General features: G+C 63.4%; 19 protein-coding genes and 1 pseudogene. 5 read left to right on the forward strand and 15 right to left on the reverse strand.

What is annotated here, in order from left to right:
* Nucleotides 1-35: 35 nt before the first annotated feature.
* The 4 genes from NFH98_RS12600 to NFH98_RS12615 are packed head-to-tail and all read right to left on the reverse strand — an operon-like array spanning nt 36 to nt 4040.
* On the reverse strand, nt 36-758 hold the full coding sequence (locus NFH98_RS12600) for a GntR family transcriptional regulator (RefSeq protein ID WP_108448972.1): 723 nt from the start codon (nt 756-758) through the stop codon (nt 36-38).
* 12 nt (nt 759-770) lie between these two features.
* The gene (locus NFH98_RS12605) at nt 771-1817 is read right to left on the reverse strand and encodes a Gfo/Idh/MocA family protein (RefSeq protein WP_249742726.1); all 1047 of its coding nucleotides are present in this window, start codon (nt 1815-1817) and stop codon (nt 771-773) included.
* Nucleotides 1818-1876: 59 nt separating this feature from the next.
* Complete coding sequence (locus NFH98_RS12610; RefSeq protein ID WP_108132900.1) at nt 1877-2983, reverse strand: isocitrate/isopropylmalate dehydrogenase family protein; 1107 nt, start codon at nt 2981-2983, stop codon at nt 1877-1879.
* A 40-nt stretch (nt 2984-3023) separates the two neighbouring features.
* Complete coding sequence (locus tag NFH98_RS12615) at nt 3024-4040, reverse strand: SMP-30/gluconolactonase/LRE family protein (protein WP_213227266.1); 1017 nt, start codon at nt 4038-4040, stop codon at nt 3024-3026.
* Between the two features lie 216 nt (nt 4041-4256).
* Here NFH98_RS12615 and NFH98_RS12620 point away from each other — a divergent pair, with 216 nt between their 5' ends.
* The 4 genes from NFH98_RS12620 (at nt 4257) to NFH98_RS12635 (ending at nt 8147) form a co-directional block, all read left to right on the forward strand.
* Nucleotides 4257-5258 (forward strand): tripartite tricarboxylate transporter substrate binding protein, encoded by a 1002-nt coding sequence (locus NFH98_RS12620; RefSeq protein ID WP_349622796.1) that lies wholly within the window; start codon nt 4257-4259, stop codon nt 5256-5258.
* Nucleotides 5259-5368: 110 nt separating this feature from the next.
* Nucleotides 5369-6172, forward strand: coding sequence for a tripartite tricarboxylate transporter TctB family protein (locus NFH98_RS12625; RefSeq protein ID WP_213227268.1), 804 nt, complete (start codon nt 5369-5371; stop codon nt 6170-6172).
* Between the two features lie 12 nt (nt 6173-6184).
* Nucleotides 6185-7747, forward strand: a complete 1563-nt coding sequence (locus NFH98_RS12630) for a tripartite tricarboxylate transporter permease (RefSeq protein ID WP_213227270.1) — start codon at nt 6185-6187, stop codon at nt 7745-7747.
* 112 nt (nt 7748-7859) lie between these two features.
* Nucleotides 7860-8147, forward strand: a complete 288-nt coding sequence (locus NFH98_RS12635; RefSeq protein ID WP_213227272.1) for a putative quinol monooxygenase — start codon at nt 7860-7862, stop codon at nt 8145-8147.
* A gap of 18 nt (nt 8148-8165) precedes the next feature.
* Here NFH98_RS12635 and NFH98_RS12640 read toward each other — a convergent pair.
* Nucleotides 8166-9522, reverse strand: a pseudogene (locus NFH98_RS12640) (SLC13 family permease).
* Nucleotides 9523-9689: 167 nt separating this feature from the next.
* Here NFH98_RS12640 and NFH98_RS12645 point away from each other — a divergent pair.
* Complete coding sequence (locus NFH98_RS12645) at nt 9690-10163, forward strand: phosphate-starvation-inducible protein PsiE (protein ID WP_197037120.1); 474 nt, start codon at nt 9690-9692, stop codon at nt 10161-10163.
* A 233-nt stretch (nt 10164-10396) separates the two neighbouring features.
* Here the strand turns inward: NFH98_RS12645 and NFH98_RS12650 are convergent, their stop codons facing one another.
* The 10 genes from NFH98_RS12650 to NFH98_RS12695 all read right to left on the reverse strand — a co-directional run bounded on the left by NFH98_RS12650 (nt 10397) and on the right by NFH98_RS12695 (nt 22049).
* Entirely contained in the window at nt 10397-10957 is a 561-nt protein-coding gene (locus NFH98_RS12650; protein WP_045995242.1) for a glycine zipper 2TM domain-containing protein, read from the reverse strand.
* A 517-nt stretch (nt 10958-11474) separates the two neighbouring features.
* On the reverse strand, nt 11475-12797 hold the full coding sequence (locus tag NFH98_RS12655; RefSeq protein WP_213229705.1) for an NAD(P)/FAD-dependent oxidoreductase: 1323 nt from the start codon (nt 12795-12797) through the stop codon (nt 11475-11477).
* Nucleotides 12798-13091: 294 nt separating this feature from the next.
* Nucleotides 13092-14459, reverse strand: coding sequence for a glutamine synthetase family protein (locus NFH98_RS12660; RefSeq protein ID WP_124803801.1), 1368 nt, complete (start codon nt 14457-14459; stop codon nt 13092-13094).
* A 111-nt stretch (nt 14460-14570) separates the two neighbouring features.
* The gene (locus NFH98_RS12665; RefSeq protein ID WP_124803803.1) at nt 14571-15638 is read right to left on the reverse strand and encodes an ABC transporter substrate-binding protein; all 1068 of its coding nucleotides are present in this window, start codon (nt 15636-15638) and stop codon (nt 14571-14573) included.
* Between the two features lie 98 nt (nt 15639-15736).
* Nucleotides 15737-16531: an ABC transporter permease gene (locus NFH98_RS12670; protein WP_045995154.1), complete on the reverse strand. Its 795-nt coding sequence runs from the start codon at nt 16529-16531 to the stop codon at nt 15737-15739.
* Nucleotides 16528-17445 carry an ABC transporter permease gene (locus tag NFH98_RS12675; RefSeq protein ID WP_052704560.1) on the reverse strand — a complete coding sequence of 306 codons (918 nt, stop codon included), beginning with the start codon at nt 17443-17445 and terminating at the stop codon, nt 16528-16530. The genes NFH98_RS12670 and NFH98_RS12675 overlap by 4 nt, the downstream gene beginning before the upstream one ends.
* An 11-nt stretch (nt 17446-17456) precedes the next feature.
* A complete protein-coding gene (locus tag NFH98_RS12680; protein WP_213229703.1) occupies nt 17457-18614 on the reverse strand; it encodes an ABC transporter ATP-binding protein in 1158 nt (385 codons plus the stop codon).
* 28 nt (nt 18615-18642) lie between these two features.
* On the reverse strand, nt 18643-19932 hold the full coding sequence (locus NFH98_RS12685; protein ID WP_213229701.1) for an NAD(P)/FAD-dependent oxidoreductase: 1290 nt from the start codon (nt 19930-19932) through the stop codon (nt 18643-18645).
* A gap of 411 nt (nt 19933-20343) precedes the next feature.
* Nucleotides 20344-21279, reverse strand: a complete 936-nt coding sequence (locus NFH98_RS12690) for a LysR family transcriptional regulator (protein ID WP_231498652.1) — start codon at nt 21277-21279, stop codon at nt 20344-20346.
* Nucleotides 21276-22049 (reverse strand): HesA/MoeB/ThiF family protein, encoded by a 774-nt coding sequence (locus NFH98_RS12695; RefSeq protein WP_213229697.1) that lies wholly within the window; start codon nt 22047-22049, stop codon nt 21276-21278. The genes NFH98_RS12690 and NFH98_RS12695 overlap by 4 nt, the downstream gene beginning before the upstream one ends.
* Between the last annotated feature and the right edge of the window lies 1 nt (nt 22050).

Here is a 22050-nt window from a genome sequence, read left to right on the forward strand (position 1 = left end):
CAATGCGCTCCCGGTTTTCGTATCGCGAAACACGCCTAGATCGAAGAAAGACCGTACTTGTCGAGTAGCTCCACCAGCATCCTGCCGCTATTTACCCGGTGCTCCCGGTGATGGTCCCTGGCGGCGATGACGTCACCATTCTGAATGGCCTGGACAACGGCCCGATGGTCGTTGTTCGATGACGTCGGCCGTGGCCGTAGTCCCAGGGTCAACATGCGCACACGGTGGGACTGATCCCAATAGGTGTTGACGATGGTGGCGATGCGGCGATTGCCGCACAACTCCACCAGCAGCAGATGGAATCGCTCGTCCGCCGCTGCCCAGCGGGTCAGGTCGTCATCGGCCAGGGCGTCGTCCATCTCATCCACCGCATCCATCAACTGGCCGAGCTCCTGGTCGGACAATCCGCGTCGTGCCAGCAACTCGACCGCCTGGGTCTCGAGCGCCGTCAACACATCGTATATCTCGACCATATCCTCGGCCGATACCGGCAACACTCGCATACCGTGGCGCGGCCTGATTTCCACCAGCCCTTCATTGGCCAGCCGAATCATTGCCTCTCGCACGGGCGTCCGGCTCATGTCGAGCAGTTCCGCCAACTCCTTCTCGAGGCGGAAGGATCCCGAGGAAAACTCGTTGTCGAGTATCCGACGCTTTATCTCGTAGTACGCCTTTTCCGGCAGCGACAGCTTGTCCCCCGGAGGCCCCTCGCCCCTGCTCGCCGGCACGGATCGAGAAGACGTGTCTCTTGAGTTCATCGCTGCAAATCCTCAGCTTCCACAGACGTCACTGGACACACGAAGCCGCCTGCCTTCTCTGGCAGAGGTGTAGACAGCCTCTTCGATGTTCATGTTGGCGAGATAGTCAGACGCGGTATTTGCCAACCTCGACCGCCCCATCAGGCCATCCACCACATGGCGGCTGAACCGATACACGCAGTCCCCGCCAAAACCGTGATCCACCCACTCATAGTCGATATCCTGCCACAGATTTTCCCCGTGCCTTCTGTAACCCAGGGTGCCATCGCCTCTCAGCACCAGCACACCCTCGCTTCCTTCGATGGTCATTTCGCCCATGGTCAGCCGCCGGTTTTCGGCGCAATGATCGGACAGGCGGTTGCCATCCAGAACGGCGCGAACGCCACCGGCACACTCCATGATGACATGCCCCGCATCCTCACCGGCGATAGCCGGGTTGAGGCGCCTCAGTTCGGCATAGACAGCGGACACCTCGCCGAAGAGATAGCGAAAGGTGTCGATCCAATGTATCCCGGTCTCGTGGATCAGAAACCGCTCCATCTTCTGAAAGTACGGCTGCCTCTCCAGATAGGCCTCCGGCCCCTGTCCATCTCCAGGGCGCAGCCGGAACGTCGCCTGATAGATCTGCCCCAGCTTGCCCGCGGCAATCTGCCGCTGGATCTCCTCGTACCAGGGCTGAAACCGGACGTTTTCATGAACGATCAGTTCAATCCCGCTTTGCTCGGCCAGGGCGGCGGCTTGGCGCGCCTCCTCCAGGCTTTTGCAGAACGGCTTCTGGCAGATCACGTTCACCCCGCGCTCCGCCGCCAGGCGGATCAAGGCCAGGTGTGAAGAGGGCGGCGTGATGATATCCAGCACGTCGGCGCGCGCTTCCTCCAGCATCGCCAGGACATCCGAGTAGACCTCCCAGCCCCCATGACGCTTGGCCACCTCCCGAGCACGAGAGGTGTCCTGATCACACACGCCCACCACCTGAACCTCGGGGATGCGTGACCAGGCGTCATATTGAAACTGGCTGAAGTATCCGGCGCCAACCGCTGCGACCCTTAGCTTTTCCATCAACAACCTACCTCCTGCGACCTGCCATTGTGAGCGGCGCACCACCCAACCATCAAAAGCTACTGGATCGGAAGCTCGACCAGCTGGGCCATGACCGCCTCGAACACCGCGGTCGTACCGGCATCCCCGCCCAGCTCGCAGGTCACCAGGGTGCCAGTGGCAAAGGCAGCGTCCACGGCCCCTCGCAGCAACTTGCCTGCCTTCAGCGCCGGCTCACAGTCGTGCTTCTCTCCCAGCCACTCCAGCATCATCACACCGGACAGCACCATGGCCGTTGGATTGGCGAGGCCCTTGCCAGCGATATCCGGCGCACTGCCATGGCATGGCTGAAAGACCGCGTGATCATCGCCGATGTCCGCAGAAGGCGCGTAACCCATGCCACCGATCAGACCGGCGCCCAGGTCGGACAGTATGTCGCCGAACATGTTCTCGGTGACCATCACGTCGAGATCCCAGGGCCTGGTGACCATGTTGAGCGCCGCCGCGTCCACGTACATGTGGTCGCAGTCGAGCTGCGGATGCGCCTCGGCCCGCTCGTCGAAGATCTTGCGGAAGAAGGCAAAGGACTTGAACACATTGGCCTTGTCGACACAGGTCACCCTGCCCTTCCCCCCCTGGGCCTGGCGGCTTTGTCCCAGCGCCAGGGTGAAGTCGAACAGTCGCTGACTCACATCCCGGGTGATGACCAGGGTATCGCGCGCTTCCTCGTCGCCCTTGATCTCGCCCCTGCCGTGAGATGCAAACAGTCCCTCGGTGGATTCCCGCACGATCACGAAGTCGAGTTCGTGGGCGCTGGGGTTATTGAGCATCGGCTGAAGCCCGGCGATAGTGCGCACCGGCCTGACCCCGGCGTACAGGCCGAAACGGAAGCGGAAGTCGATCTGTGGCGAGATCTCGGTGCCATCCGGATAGCGAACGTCCGGCAGCCCCATGGCACCCAGCAGGATCGCATCGGCTTCATCGGCACGCTTCAACGAGGCCTCGGGAAGCGACTCCCCTGTATCCCTGAAGTGGGCGGCACCGGCAGGCAGCTCCTCGAAGCTCGCCGATACGCCCCCGACCCGCGCCATGGCTGCCTCCAGCAGCGTGACGCACGGCTTCATGATTTCCTGGCCAATGCCGTCACCGGGAAAGACAGCGATGGAAAAGTGGGTCTTGTTGGTCATTTGACAGCCTCTCGCTATTGTTGGTTGTTACTTGAAGAAGTCAGGCATCGGCGCCGGCGAGTGCCGAACGCAATCGGGTCAAGGGAGCACGCCAATGGATCGGCGCCACGCCGCGCACTGGCGCCTGAAACGAGGCAAGGCGGTCCCCCAGCAGGCAGCCAAGGTAAGCCCGATCGAGGTCGCTGCCGCCAAATGCCAGGCTCGATACGTGACCGAGTCGACGACTGACGACGCCATCCAGGTGAGGGCGACCCATCCGACCGGCGTCAAACGCCTCCTCCACTTGCTTGAGATAGGCCTCGTCGCTGTCTTCCAGCACGACACTCTGCTCCCCGGTCGGCGAGACCCGGATGACCCGGTTGCTGACGATACTGGTGATCCAGGCCCCGCCTTCGACATCGAAGGTCACACCATCGGGGAAGGTGCCAGGGCCGAACTCACAGACGGTCTGGCGCTCGCCGAGTCGTCCCTTTTCCTCCACGGAAAAACGGCTCAGCCGGCGGGCAAAGGTTTCATTGACGTAGAGCCACCGGCCATCGGGGTGCAGGGCGCACTCGTTGGTGTAACCCAGGCCATCGGCGACGATTCTGGCGTCACTGCCATCGGCGTTGGCCAGAGCAATAAAACCGTCGGCCACCGCCGCGCTGTATCCCTTGGCGCGGGGCTGCTGACGGGTACTGACGGTGATCCAGAGGCGACCGGCGCCGTCTCGATGAACGAAGTTGGTGGGAGGCAGGGCGACACCGTCGATCTCGGTCACCAATGGCTCCAGGGCGCCATCGACGTGCAGCCGAAAGACGCCCCCCTGGTCTTCGCCCAGATGGGTCGCGATCACACCGCCGTCGTCTTCCAGAGCAATACCGTTGGGACGAAGCTGGAAGCCCTGCTGCTTCGACAGGATGCGAAGGGCCGGCGCGCGATCCGCATGGCGGAAGATCGCCACGCCACCGCTGTCGGTCCAGTCTGCGGTCATCAGCAGGCCACTCGAATGTGTCAGCACGCATTCGGGCCGACTCAAGTCGCCACCGCTATAGTCCAGCGCTTCGAGTTCGATCATGTTGTTCCTGGGTCTCGTTGTTCTGTTCTTGCGTTGGTCAGTCTTCTTGGTGTTCCGGGATTTCGATGTTCCGAGGGACCGTTTCCGTGGCCCTTTCACCAGCGTTTGACGACCAACTCGTTAACGTATACATTAACACATGCACAAAGCCGGTCAAGACCAGACCGCGTCAGCCACCCGGGCGACCGGCACAACAACAAGCGACGAGGAAGCCAAATGAAACGTCATGTCACGCCAGCAATCGCCCTGCTCATGGGTCTCTTCTTTCACGCAGCCGCCGCGGACTACCCCGAACGCGACATCACCAATGTGGTCGTGTGGTCGGCCGGCGGCGGCACCGATGTCGCAAACCGGGTCGTCAGCGCAGAAATGAATGCCTTCCTTCCCAGGCGCATCAACGTGGTCAACAAACCGGGCGGTGTCGCCGGCTCCATCGGCATGAGCCATGTCAGCAACCAGCCTGCCGACGGCTATACGTTGGCAGGTCTGTCCGAATCCAATGTCGCCGCGGCGGTCCAGGGCGGCTGGGAAAATACCTTCGACAGCTGGTACCCCTTCATCATCGGGGGATCGCCGGACCTGATCTCCCTGGGCAGCAATTCGTCCTATACCAGCCTGGAAGAACTGGTGGAGGCGGCCTCCAGCGGCGACGTCACAATCAAGGCAGCCGCGGGGGGCTCGGGCTCCGTTCATCACCTCAATCTGCTCGCCTTCGAGAAAGGCACGGGGGCAGATCTCAACTTCATTCCCTACCCGGGTTCCGCGCCGGGCCAGAACGCCGCCATCACGGGTGAAGTCAGCGTGGTCATCACCTCTCTTGCCGAGCAGCAGCAACTGATTGCGGCCAATCGGCTTCGGCCCCTGGCGGTGTTGACCGATAGCCCGGTCGACATCGAGGGAACCGGTGAAATCCCCTCTGCCTTCGACAGCTATCCGCAGTTGAAGGAATATCTGCCTATTCGACAGACCATTGGTTTTGCCGTCCGCGACGATGCCCCGGAGGAGGTCAAGGAGACCCTTGAACAGGCGTTCGAGCAGGCACTGGAAACCGACGCGGTAAAACAGTGGGCAGAGGACAACTACTTCCAGTTGTCCGGCAAGACGGGAGAAGAAGCCTCGGAGGAATTCTCTCGACTCGAGTCCCTCTTCTCATGGACGCTGTATGACCTGGAGTCTGCTTCCATCAATCCGGAGGAATTGAATATTCCAAGGCCCTGATCGCGACTTCTTCGTTCCCGATAACCGAAGGCCCGGAGGCAATCGTTGCCTCCGGGCATTTTCCGGGCCACGTCAATACCTCGTAGAACATCAGGTTCACTGGACACATCATGGTTGACAGCAAACAGCTCCCTGACCCCGAGAATCAGGCAGGCGCCGCTTTCTCGGGGAACGACGAACTCATCCAGCGGCGACGCCGCGATTTCTTCACGAGCCTGGCACTGCTGCTGCTGGCATTCGCCATGCTCGCAAAATCCCTCACCTTCCCCATGACCGACAGCTACGGCGGTGTCACCAACGCCTGGTACGTTTCCCCCGCGCTGTTCCCCCTGTCGATCGCCGTCACCCTGGGGTTGGTGTCGCTGCTGTTGCTGCGACGCGCCATCCTCGATGGCGGCGCCAGACGCAGACAGAGCGCCTCGAAGGGCCGATCGAAGGCGTCGTTTCCAGCTTCTGCATCCTGTCGTGTGGCCGTGATCATGGCCTTTATCGGTCTGTACGTTTACTCGTTCGTCCCCAGCGTCGATTTTGCACTGGCCAGCGCCCTCTTCCTCTTTCTCTTCATCACACCTTTCTATATCGAAAAGGTGGCTCTCATTCCCCTGACACTGGTCGGCGCCGTCATCGCTTGCGTGCTCATCACACTACTGAGCCATCGGCCAACATCTCAGCAGTACGCCCTGGATCTGGTAGCTATCGCCACGCTTCTGACAGTCGCCACCATCGCCTGGTGGTTGCTGCGCCATTCGCCTAGCGAATGCAGGAAACTGCGCACCGTCGTGCTGGTCAGCATTGCCGTTCCCCTGGTGCTGGTACCGATCTTCCGTTTCTTCCTGCTGGTACCACTCCCGGTGGAAGGTCTGGTGATAGACACCATGCAAGCCCTCGTCAGCCACCTGACGGCCCAAGGTTAAGGAGACACTCGCATGGACTTTATCGCGCAGCTTTCGGTATTCGCGCACGCCATCTGGCAGATCCTTACCAACCCCGCCATGGTGGCGCTACTGCTGGGATCGAGCTTCCTGGGTATCATCTTCGGGGCGCTTCCCGGCCTGACCGCGACGCTCGGGGTCGCCCTGCTGACCACGCTGACCTATTCGATGGACCTTCAGACGGCACTGATCTCGCTGATCGCCATGTACGTGGGGGCGGTCTACGGTGGGTCCTACCCGGCCATTCTCATCAATATCCCCGGCACCGCGGCGGGCGCCGCCACCGCCATGGACGGCTACCCCATGGCCCAACGGGGGGAAGGCGGCAAGGCGCTCGGCATGACCACCACCGCGTCCTTTATCGGCACCCTGATCGGCATGGTCGCGCTGATCGCCTTGGCACCGCTGATCTCCGAGGCTGCACTGCAGTTCACGTCCTATGAATTCTTTCTTCTGGCGCTCTTCGGCATCATCATCAGCGGCACCCTGACGAGCAAGGACCTGGTCTACAAGGGATGGATCGCCGGACTGCTGGGCCTTGCGCTATCGACGATCGGTCGCGACCAGCTTCAGTTCTTCCCCAGGTTCACCTTCGGCCTGCCGGAGCTGGACGGTGGCATCGAGGTCGTTCCGGTGTTGATCGGCGCCTTTGCGATCCCGCAGATCATTCGCACCCTGCGCGACAGGGTAGCCCTCGGCAGTCCCCAGCCCGTCAAGCGCGTGCTGCCCGAATTCCGTGCGGTCTTCCGCAATCTGCGCCACGTCATCCGCTCGGCGTTCATTGGCGTGGGTATCGGTGCCGTCCCCGGCGTCGGCGAGGATATCGCCGGCTGGGTGTCCTACGGCACCGCCCAGAACTCCTCTGCCCACCCTGAACGCTTCGGCAAGGGCGAACCTGCCGGCCTGGTCTCGTCGGAAACGGCCAACAATGCCTGTATTGGTGGTGCGCTCATTCCTCTGACGACCCTCGGCATTCCAGGTAGCCCGCCGGCGGTGATGCTGCTTGGCGCGTTGATGCTGCACGGCCTGAACCCGGGTCCGATGATCGCCATCACCCAGCCCAACTTCCTGGTCGAGCTCACCGCCATTATCGCCCTCGCCTCCCTGGCCATGTGGATCAACGGCATGTTTCTGGCCAAGCACGTCATCAAGGTGCTGCGGGTACCCTCGTCAATCTTTCTGCCGATTGTCGCGGTGCTGTCGGTCATCGGGTCCTACGCGCTGGGCCTCAGCCTGCTGAATCTCTACCTGATGGTGCCGATCGGCATCGCCGCCTACGTCCTGGGAGAGATGGACTATCCCATTTCGCCTCTGGTCATCGGCGTCATTCTGGGCCCGATGGCGGATGAAAACCTGCGCCGCGCCCTGATGGTGTCCGAGGGCAGCCTGATGGGATTCTTCGAGCGACCGGTGTCGCTACTGCTGATCGCCGTGATCGTGCTGACCATCGCGTCTCAGATCCCGGCCTGGAAGCGCTATCGCAGCCGCCTTTGGAAAAAATTCAGAGGGCGTGCGCTAGCTGGCAAGCCAGCGCATGGCGCCGACGACCCTCAGTAGCGTCACATCGACAAGGAGACGGGTGTCGGCACCGAGCTGCCGACACCAACACTCATCCACCCCGCTCTCATCAGTCACCGCTCTCATCCAACCCAGACAGGAGACATTCACCGTGCACGCCGTCATCGTCAGTTTTACCCCGCAGCAAGGGTGTGCCGATCGCCTCGAGGCACTACTGCTACGCCAAGCCTCGGATAGCCTGGAAAAGGAACGTCACTGCCAGCGCTTCGATGTGGTTCGACTACGGAACGAGAACACCTTCGTCCTCTACGAGCTCTACCGCGACGAAGACGCCTTCAGATGGCATCTGGAGACCGACCACTTTCATGCCTTCGATCAGAAGAGCGCACCGCTGGTGGCGGAGAAGAAGGTCCTTCAAGGAGACCTGCGCCAGGCTTGATGCACGAGCACACCAGCGCTACAGCCACCCCATGGCCTGCATCGCCTGATTGGCAGGCACCAGCACGTAGCGTACGCACACAAACCCCACCAGGCTGAGTGCTAGGGTATAGGGTGCGGCCATCCACACCATGCGGCCGTAGGAAAGGCGAATCAGCGGTGCCACCGCCGAGGTCAGCAGAAACAGGAAGGCAGCCTGGCCATTGGGCATCGCCACCGACGGCAGGTTGGTGCCGCAGGCCACCGCCACGGCCAGCAGGTCGAACTGCTCGGCGCCGATGCGCGCAGCGCTTAAGGCCGAGTGGATTTCGCTGATGTAGACGGTGCCGACGAAGACGTTGTCCGAGACCATCGACAGCAGACCATTGGTCACGTACACCAGGCCCAGCTGCTCACTGCCTTGGCGTGACAGCACCAGCTCGATCACCGGTGCAAACAGATCCTGCTCGATGATCACCGCCACCACTGCGAAGAACACCACCAGCAGGGCGGTGAAGGGCAAGGCTTCCTCGAAGGCCTTGCCAAGGGCGTGCTCCTCTGTGACGCCGAGAAAGGCGCTGGCCGTAACCAAAACAGCGCAGGCTTTCCACCAGCAGGCAGGTGGCAAGGCCTGCCACCAGCACCGGCAGAGTGACAGGCGCCATACGCAGCACAAATTCGCCAAAGCCCCAGCCAGCCTGCTCGGCGATAATCAGGTTCTGGGGCTCACCGACCATGGTCGTGACACCGCCAAGCGCGGTCCCCATGGCGGCGTGGAGCAGCAGCGAGCGCAGAAAGCGACGATAGTCGATCAGGTCCTGGTGGCTGACCTCGGGGAGCCCGCTATCATCGCTGTGGTCATGATCGTCGTGCTGCCCCTTCATCGACGCCACCCGATGATAGATGGCGTAGAAACCCACCGTCACGCTGATCACCACCGCGATCACCGTCAAGGCGTCCAGAAAGGCGGAGAGCGCTGCCGTCGTCACGCAGAAGCACAGCGACAGCAGACGCTTGGACGTGACGCCGATCAGCAGGCGTGTGAACGCCTTGAGCAACAGCTGCTTCATGAAGGTGATGCCCGCCACCATGAACACCAGCAACAGCAGGACATCCAGGTTGAGCGCCACCTCGTGCATCACACTGTCGGGGCCGGTCATGCCGATGGCCACCGCTTCCAGTGCCAGCAGCCCACCAGGCTGCAGCGGATAGCACTTCAGCGCCATGGTCAGGGTGAAGATGAATTCGACCAGCAACAGCCATCCCGCAACGAATCCCCCAGACCAGGCATAGACCAGGGGATTGATCAGCAGGCAGATCAGGATGGCGGTCTTGTACCAGTCCGGCGAGGGACCGATAAAGTTGCGAAAGAAGGCCTGGGGCAGCGTCGTCACCATCGACCGGCTCCTTGTCGATACGGCGGCGTTTCAGTATGCCGGCGAAAAGCGGCGCAATCCGCGTGACTGCGTCAACAAACCGCCCTGAACCAACGGAGTATCGGCTTGTCACGCCTACCACGCCGGGCTAGCGTGAAAGACGCCACCACACCGATGAGGAATCGCCCGTGAAATGGGCTCGCACCAGCCGTGACAAGATGCACCATCACGCCGATACCATCGGCAACCTGCTCGTGGAAGGCTTTCACTACCTGGGACTCTTCGTCATCGGCGGGATGATCGCCTGGGCCTCGGTGGTCGCCTTCCTCGACATGCTGACCAGTGGCCACGCCAGCGTCGACGACATCCTGCTGCTGTTCATCTATCTTGAGCTGGGCGCCATGGTGGGCATCTACTTCAAGACCAATCACCTGCCGATTCGCTTCCTGTTGTACGTCGCCATCACCGCCCTGACCCGCTACCTGATCGGTGACATTTCCCACCACCCCAAGCCCGACGCCGGTCTCTTGTACCTGTGCGGCGGCATCTTCCTGCTGGCCCTGTCCGTGCTGGCGGTGCGCTTCGCCTCCTACAAGTACCCCTCCAGCAAGCCCATCGACGCCCTCGGCAAGGTGGTCAACAAGACCAACAGCGATCTGTAGGGCGCCCGGCACCAGCGCCCCTGCCCTCGCCCACGTTCACGCCCACGTTCACGTTCAGGTTCACAACTACAGCGACGACAACAGCCCCCGCCAGCCAGCATCGAAAGATACCGGTTGACGGGGGCTGGGTGTTTACGCGAAGGCTGAAGACCGGAACCAGGTTCCCGTCAGGACTCTATCAGCGATCTATCAGCGCTCTATCAGGGCTCTATCAGGGCTCTATCAGGGCTCTATCAGGACTTGTCGGGGGCACCCCGGACCACGTCCCACTGGGGCTGACCCTGCTCGATCAGCACACGCTCGCCGTCGGGCGCCTGCTCCAGACGCGCCACCTGACGCACGCCGTCATACTCCCAGGCCACGTCGTAGCCCAGGGTCTTTTCACGGGTGTCGTTGACGGTGTGGCACCGCTGTTCGGTGGTGGTATAGGTCTGGCCAGCCTCGACCCGACGCTGCACTTCGCGTCCGGCGAAGCCACCGCCGATGGCACCGGCCACGGTGGCGATCTTGCGGCCGCTGCCACCGCCGATCTGGTTGCCCACCAGGCCACCGACCACCGCACCGGCAGCGCTGCCCAGAATGCTGTGCGGATCCCGGGTCGGCGCCTGGCGTGTCACCTGAACGTTCTCGCAGACCTCTCGCGGCGTGGAGACGGTCTCGGTGACCGGCGTGACGGCGGTAATATCGGCGAACTGCGGCCCCTGGGGCGCCTGCTGCACCTGCCAGGCGCCAAATGCCAGGCCACCAAGGCCAAAGACCGCGAGGGTGGAACCGACGATGATCGACTTGCTCATGCTGTTCTCCTTGCTCCGCCGGGGTGCTCGCTTAGGGCTTGTCTGAAAAGTGCCTGCGCTCGGTAATACGGCGTTAAAAATCGGATCAACATGCTCATTTACACCCCGTAAACTGCGCTGTCTCACCGATTTTTGCCTTGTCTAACCTTCGCTCGTCGACTTTTCGGACAGAGCCTAGCGCGCGAGAGGCGCCACGGCAGATGTCTTGGCGATGTGATGACCCTATCCTAGCCGTTATCGAACAGCGTTCGAAGAACCATGGAGCCACTTGCAAGTTGTTTGTGAGGCTGTCGCAACTCACCGACAAAGGTGCCCCCGATCGGCGACGACGGGCGCTGCTGCCCTCGCCTCTTATGCCATTGGCACACTTCTGCCCACACATCACAACGCCTCGCTGCCGGAGGCAGCGAGGCGTTGGGCGAGACGCGACAATGGGGCTCTCAAGCCGGGAGCGCGGGTCACGGAGCATCCCGCTGCCATTGCCTTGCCCGCACTTGTCTGTGACACCGACCAGCGGCTAGATGCCCAGCTTATCCCGGGTCTGGTAGTACCAGGCGCCGATGGCGGACAGCGGCACCCTGAGCATGCGGCCGCCAGGGAACGGCAGATGCGGCAGGCCGGCGAAGGCATCGAAGCGCTCGTCACGGCCGGTCATCACCTCGCTGATCAGGCGACCGGCCAGGTGGGTGCAGGTCACGCCATGACCGGAGTAGCCCTGGGCGTAGTAGACGTTGTCATTGATCACCCCGAACTGGGGCAGTCGGTTGAGGGTCATCAGGAAGGTCCCGCTCCAGGCGTAGTCCACCTTGACCGTCTTGAGCATCGGGAAGGTCTTTTCCATCTTGGGACGAATGACCGCCTCGATGTCCTGAGGGTCCTCGCCGCCGTAGTTGACTCCCCCGCCGTAGATCAGGCGGTTGTCGCGGGTCAGGCGGAAATAGTCGAGCAGATAGTTGCAGTCTTCCACCGCCATGTTGTTGGGCAGAAGCTCCCGGGCCAGATCCTCACCGAGCGGCTCGGTGGTGATGATCTGGGTACCGCAGGGCATCGACTTGGCCTCGAGTTCCGGCATCACGCCGCTCATGTAGGCGTTACCCGCCATCACCACACGCTCGGCGCGAACGCTGCCGTTGCGGCTCTTCAGTACCACCGGCTGGCCGTGTACCAGCGACTCCACCGGGCTCTGCTCGAAGATCACACCGCCCAGGGATTCCAGCGCCGCCGCCTGGCCCAGCACCAGGTTGAGCGGATGCAGGTGTCCACCGGAGTGGTCCACCAGGGCGCCGGTGTAGCGATCGCTGCCCACCTCGCGGCGAAAGGCGTCGCCTTCCAACAGCTCCAGCCCGTCGTGGCCGTAGCGCTGCCACAGCGCCTGATGCTCGCGCAGCCCCTTGAGCTGGCGCTCGTTGCAGGCGGCGAACAGGTTGCCTTCACGCAGGTCGCACTGGATGTCGTAGCGGGCGATGCGCTCACGGATGATGCGATTGCCCTCGAAGGCCATGTCGCCGAGGGCACGCGCGGTGTCGGCGCCGTACTTGTCCTCGATCACGTCCATGTCGCGGCTGTAGCTGTTGACGATCTGACCGCCGTTGCGTCCCGAGGCGCCGTAACCGACCCTGGCGGCCTCCAGTACCACCACCTTGAGCCCCTGCTCCGCCAGATGGAGCGCGGCGGAGATGCCGGTGAAGCCGGCCCCGACCACGCAGACATCACAGCTCACCTCACCCTCGAGGGCCGGGCGCTGGGGTGAGGCATTGGCCGAGGCGGCATACCAGGACGCGGCATGCTGGACCTCGGAGGCCCCTCCACGGGGATCGGTAGCGGTGGAACGGCTGGACATGACGGACTCCCAAAGTGGTTATTTTATTCAACACTAGATCGCATTCTACGCGGCGAAAGGAGACATCTTCAAGATAAAGACATGGAATAATCACCACCACGCACCGACGCCATAGCCCCACAACGCAGCGAGCCAGGCACCTGGCCTGGCTCGCTGATGGTGCCTCATGCCACCGTCTCGGGCTTGCGCCACCTTCTCGGGATCGCGTCACCTTCTCAGGCCTACGCCACTCTCTGAGCTTCGCGCCACCTTCTCAGGCTTGCGCCACCCCGGGACGTCCTCCAAAGCGGCGACTCACACCCGCAGCAGCAGGTGCTCACGCTCCCAGGACGAAATCACCTGAAAGTACTCACGGTGCTCGGCCCGCTTTACCGCCAGGTAGCTGTTGGTAAAGCGCTCGCCAAGGATACCTGCCAGGGCGTCACACTCGTGCAGCAGGTCCAGCGCCGGTCCGATATCGTCGGGCAGCTTGTTGCCGCCGGACCAGGCCGAGCCGACCATGGGCGGGCGCGGCTCCACCTGGCCGAGCATGCCGAGGTAACCACAGGCGAGTGACGCCGCCATGACCAGGTAGGGATTGGCGTCGGCACCGGCCAGTCGGTTCTCGACCCGGGTGGCCTCGGGCCCGGAGACCGGCACGCGCAGGCCCACGGTACGGTTGTCCATGCCCCACTCGACGTTGATCGGCGCCGAGCCCGAGGTCTCGGTACGCAGCAGCCGCCGGTAGGAGTTGACGTTGGGGGCCAGCAGCGGCATCGCCGAGGGCAGGTAGCGCTGCAGGCCGCCGATGAAGTGGTGGAACAGACGGCTGGGCTGGCCATCCTCGCCGGCAAACAGATTTTGTCCGCTGGCCGGGTCGATCAGGCTCTGGTGAATGTGCATCGAGCTGCCCGGCTCATTGGCCATGGGCTTGGCCATGAAGGTGCCGTACATGCCGTGGCGCAACGCGGTCTCGCGCAGCACCCGCTTGAACAGCACCACCTGGTCGGCCAGCGCCAGCGGATCACCGTGCTGGAAGTTGACCTCCATCTGCCCGGCGCCCTCTTCGTGGATCAGGGTATCCAGATCCAGGTTCATCGCCTCGCAGTAGTCGTACATCTCCTCGAACAGCGGATCGAACTCGTTGACCGCATCGATGGAGAAACTCTGGCGGCTGCTTTCCTGGCGACCGGTGCGCCCCACCGGCGGCTCCAGCGGGTAGTCGGAGTCGGTGTTGGTCTTGACCAGGAAGAACTCCACCTCCGGTGCCACCACCGGGACCCAGCCACGTGCCTGGTACAGCTCCAGCACCCGCTTGAGCACATAGCGCGGCGCCAGCTCCACCGGCTCTCCGCTCAGATAGTGGCAGTCGTGGATGATCTGGGCGGTAGGATCGTCGGCCCAGGGCACCAGGAAGACGGCGTTGGGGTCAGGCACCAGCTCCATGTCCCGCTCGGCAGGATTCCAGAAGCGGATGTCGTCATCGTCGGGATAGCCCCCGGTGACGGTCTGGATAAAGATGGAGTCCGGCAGGCGCGGTCGTCCGCCGTTGAGGTACTTGCCCGCGGGCATGATCTTGCCCTTGAGGATGCCGGTAAGGTCGGTGACCAGGCACTCGACCTCGGTGATGCCGTACTGCTTGAACCAGTCGCTGAGCGCTGGGCTTTCCTGGCGGTTACTCATGAGAGTGTTCCGTTACGTGAGTGTCTCACTCGGTGGCCGAGCCCCGACGTCGCCGGGGCTCTTTCCTTGCAGGGCGGCCCCGGGCGCATCAACGCCCCTGGGCCAATCCCTTCACCGAGCCTTTACCTCTGACCACAGTTGCTGAAAGGTCTGCAGTTGCTGACCGGACAGGCTGGGGGTGAAGACAAGCCGCGCCATGTCCTCTTCGCTGGGCTGGGTCGGCGGCTGGGTCAGCACCTCGTCGAGATGCGGGCGCGCCGCCTCGTTGGGGCTGGCGTAGTAGTTGTAGTTCGACAGCTGGGCACCGATCTCGGCGTCCAGGATAAAGTCGATGAACTTGTGCGCGAGCTCCGGGTTGGGTGCCTCGGAGGGGATGACCATGGAGTCGACCCACATCTCGGCGCCTTCGTCGGGAATCACGAAGTCCAGATGTTCGAAGGTCTCCGGGTCCTCATCCTTGAAGTACAGGTAGTCGCCGTTGAAGGACATGCCCACGTGGGTGACGCCCCGGGCCAGCTGCTGCAGGGTCGGTGTGCCGTCGGTGAAGCCCGAGAAGTTGTCGCGATTCTTGGTCTCGATCAGCAGTCTGGCGGCATTCTTCAGGTCATCCAGGCCGCTGCAGTCGAAGTTCGCGCCCAGGTAGGCGCAGGCGCTGCCGGTGGCGACCTGGCCGTCCTGGATCATCGAGAACGGATAGTCGCCGTTGACCTCGGGGTCGAACAGCAACGACCAGCTCTTGGGCGCATCGGGGAAGGTCTCGGTGTTGTAGACAAGGCCCGTGGTGCCCCACTGGTAGGCAGCGGAGTACTCGGCACCGGGATCGAAGCTCGGATCCTTGAACTGCGCCATCAGGTTGTCGAAGTTCGGAATCTGCGAGCGGTCGAGCTTCTGGATCAGGCCGGTCTCGATCATCCGCGGAATGTAGTAGTTCGACGGCACCACGATGTCGTACTGGGAGGTGCCACCGGCATTGAGCTTGGCGATCATCTCCGGGTTCGAGTTGAAGTAGTTGGTCACCACCTCGACGTCATACTTTTCCTCGAAGGCCTCGATGATCTCGGGGTCCATGTACTCGGTCCAGTTGAACAGGTACAGCTTGCCCTCTTCAGCCTGGGCGACGCCTGCGAGCATGGCGGCTGCCACGGCGAGGCCCAGGGCGCTGCGAGTCTTGTTGAGCATCGTTGCTTTCTCCTTGTATTGCTTGGTCTTGTCTGGGTACGTCAGGTGTTGATCGATCTGTTCCGAGATCGCCTCTGTGTCCACCGATGGCACAGGCGTCATGCCTTGCGCCGATTGACGACGAGGCTTGCCAGGGCGGCCAGCGCCACCGCCGCGATCATCAGTGTGGCGATGGCGTTGATCTCCGGTGACACCCCCTTCTTGATCGCGCCCCAGATATAGATCGGCAGGGTCGCGCTCTCCGGGCCCGAGGTGAAGAAGCTGATGACGAAGTCATCCACCGACAGGGTAAAGGAGAGAAAGAATGCCGATATCAACGCCGGCTTGATGGTCGGCAGCATGAAGTGCACCACCCGCTTCAAGGGCGATGCATACAGGTCCTTGGCCGCCTCGAACAAAGACGGGTCCAGGCCGACGAAGCGCGAGTAGACGATCAGCGCGACGAACGGGATCTGGAAGGTGACGTGGGCAATGATCATGGTGCCCAGCCCCGGCCCCAGGAGCCCGGTCAGCTCGTGTACCTTGACGAAGAAGGCCATCTCCGAGATACCGAAGACGATATCCGGCAGCACGATCGGCAGATAGATCAGCACGATCAGCCAGCCCAGCTTGCGGTGACGGTGGCGATACATGCCATAACCGATCAAGCAGCCGATCACCAGGGCGATCAGCGAGGACGTCAGTGCCAGCACCAGGGTGTTGCCGAAGGCGCTCATGATCTGGTCATTGGCGAACAGCTGGTGGTACCAGCGCAGCGACAGCCCGGTCATGCTGGCCGCGCTGTTGGCGGCGTTGAAGGAGAACAGCACCACCACCGCCAGCGGCAGGTAAAGAAACACTAGGGTCAGCCACCAGAAGGCGCTCAGACCTCGCTTGAGTGTGCGCTTTCTCATATCACCACCTCCTCACCGCCGCCGAGTCGCTTGCCGATCCGGCGCATGGCATAGAGTCCGGCGAAGGTCGCCAGCAGCATCAGGATGGCGCCGGCGGCGCCCAGCGGCCAGTTCGACCCACCGGAGAACTGGTTGGCCACCAGATTGCCGAGCATCAGCGCCTTGCCGCCGCCCAGCAGTTCCGGAATCACGTACATGCCGAAGGCCGGAATCGCCACCAGCACGATCCCGGCGAGCAGCCCCGGCAAGGTCTGGGGAAAGACCGCGTGCCAGAACGCCTTCACCGGGGTGGCGTAGAGGTCCTGGGCGGCCTCCACCTGGGCGGTATCGAGCTTCTCGAAGGCGGCGTACAGCGGCAGCACCATGAACGGCAGGAAGTTGTAGACCAGCCCAAGGGTCACCGCGAAGTTGGACGGATACAGCCCCATGTTGGGGGCGATCAGCCCCAGCGACTCGGCGACGCTGGAAAGCGGCGTCCCCGGCGCCAGCAGGTTCATCCAGCCGAAGGTACGGATGACCTGATTGGTCCAGGACGGCACCACCACCAGCAGCAGCATGATCGGCCGCCATTTCGCCCGGCAGGTGGTGATGTAGTAGGCGATCGGATAGGCCACGATAACCACCAGGCCAGTCGCCACCAGGGTCTGCCACAGCGACCTCAACAGGGTGTAGAGGTTGCCCGGGCTCCAGCCCAGAAAGCCAAAGCCGGCAAGCTGCTTGAACGAATCCAGCGACAGCGGCATCTGCGGCAGGCCGTAGGGCCCGTTGGTCATGAAGGCCACGCCCATCAGGTAGGCGCTGGGCAGCACCAGAAAGACGATGATCCAGGCCGCGCCGGGTGTCACGGTAAAGAGAAGATGGCGCGCTTCTCTGACCATGCCCTGGCTGCGTCCGAGGACAGCGGTATCGGTCATGACATGCCCCCTCAGTTGGCCACGGTGACGAGGTCTTCCGGGGCGACCACCAGGGTCACCTCGTCACCGACCTCGGGCAGTCGGCGCCCGCGATTGTTGATGGTGGCCTGCAGGGTGGTGTCACCGACCGCGAGACGGAACTCGGCGTGGCTACCACGATAGAGCCGTTCGGTGATCCGCCCGACCAGGTGGTTCACCCCCTGATGACGACCCAGACGCACGTCCAGCGTCTCGGGGCGAATCAGCAACAGCTCACCGCCTCCCTGCTGTGGCGTGTCGAGATCGGGCTCGAGCTCCAGCTCGCCAAGCTCGGTGGTCACGCGCTGGCCCTGTCGCGCGCTGATCGGATAGAGGTTGGCATGGCCCATGAAACGGGCGACGAAGGCATTGACCGGGCGCTCGTAGACCTCCCGAGGTGGCCCCACCTGCTGGATGGTCCCGCCATTGAGCACGGCGATGCGATCGGACATCACCATGGCCTCGTCCTGATCATGGGTCACGAAGACGAAGGTCATGCCCAGGCGCTTCTGCACCCTCAGCAATTCGACCTGTAGCTGGCTCCGAAGGCCGGCGTCGAGCGCCGACAGCGGCTCGTCCAGCAGCAGCACGTCGGGCTCGCAGACCAGCGCCCGGGCCAGCGCGATGCGCTGACGCTGTCCGCCGGAGAGCTGATCGATGCGCCGATCGATCAGATCGCCCAACTGGATGAACTCGGCGATGCGCTCGACCCGTGCCTCGCGCTCGGCACGATCGACACCGCGCATCTTGAGGCCAAAGGCCAAGTTGTCGCGCACCGACAGGTGGGGAAACAGCGCGTAGGACTGAAACACGGTATTGACGCTGCGATGGTGCGGCGCCACCTCGGTGACGTCGCGCTCACCGATGGTCAGGCGTCCCTGATCGGCGTCTTCCAGACCCGCCAGGATGCGCAGCAGCGTGGTCTTGCCACAGCCCGATGGGCCCAGCAGGGTAAAGAACTCGCCGGCCTCGATGGTCAGATCGACGCCATCGAGCGCCACCGTACTGGCACCGAAGCGCTTGTGCAGGCCCTGCATATGGATCGCGGAGGCGGTCCGCTCGGAGCCGGCGGCATCGACGCCCGGGCGTGCGCCATCATGGGGCTCATCCCGGCGCTGTGAGTGGCGCTCGGCGGTGGAGGTCTCGGTCATAGGGGCATTCCTCGTCGTTGTCGGCAGCTCACAGCCGATCGCGAAGCTTGTAGAAGTGGGTGGCCAGCAGCAACAGCGGTGTTCTCAACAGGCGACCGCCGGGGAAGCGACGATGGGGCATGGCGGCAAAGACGTCGAAGCGCTCGCTCTGCCCGGCAATGGTCTCGGCCAGCAACTTGCCGGCCAGTCCCGCCATAGCCATGCCATGACCGGAGTAGCCTTGCGCATAGTAGAGGTTGGCGGCCAGTCTGCCGAAGTCCGGGGCGCGATTGAGCGTGATGGCCACGTCACCGCCCCAGCGGTAGGCGATCTCGACATCGTCGAGCACCTTGAACAGGCGCCGGATCTTGCCGTCGATGCGCGCCTCGAGCCCCTTGGGCGGGCGCCCGTCGTAGCTGACTTCACCGCCATAGATCAGGCGTCGATCCGCCGACAGCCGATAGTAGTCGAGCACAAAATTGGCATCGGCCAGGGCGTCATTCTTCGGCAGCACCTGGGCCGCCTGCTGCTCGCTCATCGGCTCGGTGGCGATCATGTAGTTGGCACAGCGCATGATGCGCCCGCGCATCTCCGGCAACAGGTCGATGCCGTAGGCGTTGGTCGCCACCACCACGCTATCGGCGGTGACCTCTCCGGCGGCGGTCTTCACCCGTGCAGGCTCGCCTTTGGTCACCGCGGTGACCGGGCTGTGCGAGTGGAAGATAGCCCCCGCCTGCTGGGCGGCCCTGGCCAGACCGAGGGTATAGTTGAGCGGATGCAGGTGCCCGCCCTCGGCCTCCCACAGGGCCGCCGGGTAGGCGTCGGTGACCACATGTTCGCGCAGCGACTCGCCCTCGCGCCATTCAAGCGCCTGGTAGTCGTACTTGTGCGCCATGGTCTCCTGGAAGGCGCGCAACTCGCGCACATGGCGCGGCTTGACCGCCGCATGCAGGTAGCCCCAGGCAAGGTCGCAGGGAATGGCGTGACGCTCGACCAGCTGTGCGGTCAGGCGCACCGCTTCGCGGCTCATTTCCCAGATATCGCGGGCCGCCGACAGGCCAAGCGCCTGTTCCACGGTGTCCATGTCGGTACCGAGCCCGGGCAGGATCTGGCCGCCGCTGCGACCGGAGGCGCCATGGCCGACGTCATGGGCTTCCAGCACCACCACCTTGTAGCCTTGCTCGGCCAGATGCAGCGCCGCCGAACAGCCCGTCACCCCGGCCCCGATCACACAGACGTCAGCGCGAATGTCGCCCTCGAGCCTGGGTGTCGGCAACAGCTCGACCCGGACGGAATCGCGGTACCAGGAGGCGGCCTCGGACGTGGAGGAATCTGTCATAGAGAGTCCGTATTGGTTGCGCAATGCGCTTGTTGTTATTGAATCTCGCACCTTCGCATGAAGGTGACACCGACAGTGTGCCACTTTCTCGCCACCAGGCGTCAAGTATCCAATAACACTAAATTCCTGACTTCAACGTCAGCGATTCGATACCTAAAGCGGCTGACGCACCAACATCAACACTTCACGTCACGCATCCCGCTCGATGGAAGTTGCCTTGGCGACGCTCACGCTTCGAACGTAAGCCGGCTCGCCCGGAAGCGCTCGAATCCAAGATGCCAGACGTGGAAAACTCAACGCAGAGCAATGACAGAGCGTCAGTCTCTCGTTTCATCGCCAAGAGTATAAGCGAGACATCATGTCAGCGAAGCGAAGACGTTGGCGGTTTGATCAAAGATCCAGGAGGCGCCATCAGTCGCCTGACACACCCGCATCGCTCTTCCCCAGCGCCGCCAGAAAGGCTTCCAGCACCCGATGGGGGCGGCGGTCACGGCGGGTGATGGCGACGAAGGGCGTCTCGTAGGCGGCACTCTCGGAGCACAGCTCGCGCAGCCTACCCTGCGCGACCCAGAGATTGGCGTGGTGATCCGGCAGATAGCCGATGTAGGCCCCGGTCAGGATAAGAAAGGCCGCGCCTTCCCGGTCGGACGCGGTGGCGCTGGGCTTGAGCCCGACATGGCGCTCACGGCCGGCTTCCGACAGCGGATAGGACGGTACCACTGCGTCCCACTGCCCCAGCGCCTGCCACCCGCCCAGCGCCTCCAGCGCCGTCGATGGCTCGGCAAACAGCGGATGCCCCCGGCCACAGTAAAGCCCGGAGCGTTCGCTGTAGAGCGCCTGGCTATCGACGCTGGCAGGCAGGTTGACCGCCGGAACGACACCGACATGCAGGCGTCCGTCGAGCACCCCGCGGGCGATCTCGCCGGGAGGGTCCATGTGCATGTTGATGCGCACCTCTGGGCCCTGGGCCTTGAGGCTTGCCAGGGCATGGGTGATACGCATCTCGGGTGAGCTGACCAGGGTATCGGTGATGCCGATATTGAGTTCGCCGCGCAGGCTGTGGTGCAGCGCATTGACCTCGGTGCGAAAGGCTTCCAGTCCCGACAGCAGACGACGGGCCCCTTCCAGCACCTCCCGTCCTTCCTCGGTCAGGGCGAAGCCGCCCCGCCCCCGCCGACAAAGCTTGAGCCCCAGGCGCTTTTCCAGGTCGCCCATATGCAGGCTGATGGCCGAACGACTGATGCCAAGCTCGTTCTCGGCGGCGGAAAATCCACCGCACTCGGCCACCGCCTTGAACACCCGCAATAGACGAATATCGAAGTCGGTGACCGGGCTCTGCCGGCTCACGCGCTTGCTCCGCCGGACCGCCCCCGGTCTGTGCAGGCCGCACAACGCGGATCGCGCCCCAGCCGATAGTGACGCCATTCGCCACTCAGGCCGTCGAAGGTGGCAAGCCCCCGGTGGGGCGTGCCGGCCCCGGACAACAGCTTGACCGCCTCCAGCGCCTGGAAGCAGCCGATCAGCCCCACCAGCGGCGAGATGACGCCACTCTCGGCGCAGGACAGGGCCTCGTCACCCTGGTCATCGGGCGGATACAGGCAGGCGTAGCAGGGGCTCGCCTCGTCACGCGGGTCGAACACCGCCAACTGCCCGGAAAAGCGGATCGCAGCGCCGGAGACCAGCGGCACCCCGGCGGCGACGCTGGCGGCATTGATGGCGTAGCGGCTGGAAAAGCGATCGGTGCAGTCGAGGATGACGTCCGCCTCCCGCGCCGCCTGGACCAGCCCCTCGGCGTCCAGATGGCGCTCGATGGCGCTGACCCGGCAGCCTGCATTGAGGGCGATGGCAGAGTCGGCGGCCGACAGGGCCTTGTTGCGTCCCAGGTCCTGCTCCTGGTGGGCGATCTGGCGCTGCAGATTGGAGATCTCGACCACATCGGCGTCGGCGATGGTCAGCTGTCCGACTCCCGCGGCGGCCAGGTACAGCGCCACCGGCGAGCCCAGGCCACCGGCACCGACGATCAGTGCGCGCGACGCCAGCAGGCGCTCCTGGCCTTCGATGTCCACCTGGGGAAGCATGATCTGGCGGCTGTAGCGCAGCAGGTCCTGGTCATTCATG

The organism is Halomonas sp. H33-56 (assembly GCF_040147035.1).
Taxonomy (GTDB): Bacteria; Pseudomonadota; Gammaproteobacteria; order Pseudomonadales; family Halomonadaceae; genus Halomonas; species Halomonas litopenaei.